The sequence below is a fragment of the Curvivirga aplysinae genome, assembly GCF_009711445.1.
GTDB lineage: Bacteria > Pseudomonadota > Alphaproteobacteria > UBA8366 > Aestuariispiraceae > Curvivirga > Curvivirga aplysinae.
In genome coordinates, this window is sequence record NZ_SMMC01000025.1 from 1 (window position 1) to 1,963 (window position 1,963).

3 protein-coding genes are annotated in these 1,963 nt (G+C 45.1%); all 3 read left to right on the plus strand.

Annotated elements, in window-relative coordinates; all coding sequences use genetic code 11:
- Positions 1 to 93: 93 nt before the first annotated feature.
- The 3 genes from E1160_RS00160 (at position 94) to E1160_RS00170 (ending at position 1,815) form a co-directional block, all read left to right on the plus strand.
- The gene (locus E1160_RS00160; protein ID WP_155152971.1) at positions 94 to 366 is read left to right on the plus strand and encodes a 4a-hydroxytetrahydrobiopterin dehydratase; all 273 of its coding nucleotides are present in this window, start codon (positions 94 to 96) and stop codon (positions 364 to 366) included.
- Positions 367 to 388: 22 nt separating this feature from the next.
- Positions 389 to 1,195 (plus strand): phenylalanine 4-monooxygenase, encoded by an 807-nt coding sequence (phhA, locus tag E1160_RS00165; RefSeq protein ID WP_155152972.1) that lies wholly within the window; start codon positions 389 to 391, stop codon positions 1,193 to 1,195.
- 146 nt (positions 1,196 to 1,341) lie between these two features.
- The gene (locus E1160_RS00170; protein WP_155152973.1) at positions 1,342 to 1,815 is read left to right on the plus strand and encodes a MarR family winged helix-turn-helix transcriptional regulator; all 474 of its coding nucleotides are present in this window, start codon (positions 1,342 to 1,344) and stop codon (positions 1,813 to 1,815) included.
- Positions 1,816 to 1,963: the final 148 nt, after the last annotated feature.

Here is a 1,963-nt window from a genome sequence, read left to right on the forward strand (position 1 = left end):
CTATAATAATTCATATATCCCTGCCTATCCAGAAAATTAGGGAAATATTTTCGTCAAACAGGCGTATAATGAAGCTAACAAAAGGAATAAAAAATGTCAGATATCTATAATGACGCCCTCAAAGAGAGCGGATGGATTTTGGAAGACGATGGCAATGCCATCAACAAGACTTTCAAATTTAAGAATTTCAGCGAAGCATTTGGTTTTATGACCCGTGTGGCAATCCGCGCGGAAAAAATCAATCACCATCCAGAATGGTTCAATGTTTATAACCGGGTGGAAGTTCGTTTAACGACCCATGATACGGGCGGCTTGAGCGAGCTAGACCAAAAGCTTGCAAAATATATGGATCTGATCAGCAGTTAAAAACAGAAACGGATAGGCAGAGATGGCAAAACCAAATGGCACATATGAATCAAAACAACCGGATGCATCCGGTCTGATCGCTTATAGCGCGGAAGAAGATGCCGTCTGGCATGATTTATATAAACGTCAGGTGGATTTATTGCCAAACCGCGTTTCCCATGAATTCCTCGACGGGTTGGACAAGCTTGGCCTGACACAGGATAAAGTCCCCCAATTACGTGATGTGAATGCCCGTTTGGCGGAATGCAGTGGGTTTGGGGTTGAGGCGGTGCCAGCCCTGATCACCCCAACAACCTTTTTCACGCTTCTTGCCAATCGCAAATTCCCCATCGCCACCTTTATCCGCCGTCGCGAAGATTTCGACTATTTGGAAGAACCGGATATCTTTCATGAAATATTTGGGCATTGCCCGCTTCTAACCCATCCGGTTTATGCAGATTTCCTGGAGAAATTCGGCAAGATCGCACTATCCTTTGACAAAAGCTATGTCTGGCGGATGCAGAAACTTTTCTGGTTCACGGTGGAATTTGGCCTGATCAAAACCCATGAAGGCCCCCGTGTTTATGGGGCGGGTATCGCCTCCTCCCCAGGTGAAACTGTCTATGCAGTGGAAAGCCGAGAGCCAGAAAGACGTGACTTTGATCTATTATCCATTTTCCGCACCCCTTACCGAATTGATATCTTTCAACCCATCTATTATTGCATCGAAGATTTTGACCAACTGCTTGCCGTGTTGGATCAGGATTTACAGGCCATCATGGATGAAGCAAAACGCCTTGGCGCCTTTAAGCCAACCTTTCCACCTGTTGAAAAACATGCGGCTGAATAAGCCGTTCCATTTGTTGACCTCACAACAATTTTAAAAAAATGCTGCAATGCAACATTAATTGTTGTCTTGGAATAAAATCCATGTTTTCATCTTGAAAGAAACCTTGTTTTCCCTGATCTTCAGGGCGGTGTTAAAGGGGTAGAAAGATGGATAGTTCCTTTTATATCAATGACGGTTCCGGCGACCCAACCATGGACTTTGCCAAATCACCCGCCTCCCTCATGGTGATGGCCGCCACCAAATATACCCGCAAGGTTTCCCAACGCCTTCAAAAAGATTTCGGCATCGGTGCTATGGATTGGCGCATGTTGGTGATGTTGACCCAAGAACCGGATATCCCCGTGGCCCGTGCCACCGAAATGTTAGGTATCGACAAGGCCGCGGTCAGTCGCGCCCTCACCCGTATGCATAAAGACGGCCTAGTAGATTTCAAGGCGCCGCAAAACGACCCGCGCCGCAAAACATGGACCCTGACCAAAAAGGGCAAAGACCTCCATGCAGATATGCTCGACACGGCGCTAGAAATGCAAGATGCCTTGCTTGCTAGCGCAAGTTACCTCGACATCAAAACCCTCAATAAAATTCTGCACCAAATGCTAGAAAATATTGAGGAGATGTAGAAAGAAATTTACTTTCCCCCTATATCTTGGCATTTTAAGAGCGATTAGGGGATATCATGCAAAACTTTTCAGAAAATCAAATAAAAATTCTACTTCTTGAAAAGCTATTTCAGAATGGTTTTTTGGAACACAGTGCTACAATTATAAG

Excerpts from the sequence above, each read along its gene's own strand:
- E1160_RS00170 (WP_155152973.1), top strand. The coding sequence starts at position 1,342 with ATGGATAGTTCCTTTTATATCAATGACGGTTCCGGCGACCCAACCATG.
- E1160_RS00160 (WP_155152971.1), top strand. The coding sequence starts at position 94 with ATGTCAGATATCTATAATGACGCCCTCAAAGAGAGCGGATGGATTTTG.
- phhA (WP_155152972.1), top strand. The coding sequence starts at position 389 with ATGGCAAAACCAAATGGCACATATGAATCAAAACAACCGGATGCATCC.